Raw genomic sequence first — 426 nt, 5'->3', positions numbered from 1 at the left:
TTGGTGAGCGCGCCGGACAAAAAATCGTTTTCCAACGCCAGCTCGCCGATCTTGGCATGTAACGCCTTCAAATCGACCGGCGCTCGGCCGATGCCTTGTCATGCCCAAACACGCCGGCGGCGCCTTCCAGGAGCTGGTTTTTCCAGATGATCTGGTTCGGATGAACATCAAACAGTTGCGCCAGCTCTGCCAGCGTCTTATCGCCTTTGATCGCAGCCAAAGCAACCTTCGCCTTGAATGCCGGAGAATGCGTCCGGCGGCTCTTCGTCGTCATCTTCGCTCCTGATTCGCGGCAAGAATCCTCGCCGCTGTCAGGCAGAAAATCCACTAAAGCTACTGTCCGAATTTGCCGGGCCAGCTTTGTCACCTTGGCCGCTGCTATCTCAAAGGCCGCGCCGGCGACGCCGCCAACGTCGTGCTCTCAGC

At 58.5% G+C, this 426-nt stretch carries 1 pseudogene; it reads right to left on the bottom strand.

The features are described 5' to 3' along the window. Positions 1 to 274, bottom strand: a pseudogene (locus tag AC0L3P_RS40090) (transposase); the annotation flags it as partial. Positions 275 to 426 lie beyond the last annotated feature (152 nt).

It is taken from the genome of Bradyrhizobium sp. WSM4874 (genome assembly GCF_055811835.1).
Note: the sequence above shows the minus strand (reverse complement) of the source record. Positions and strands in the feature narration are given on the sequence as shown.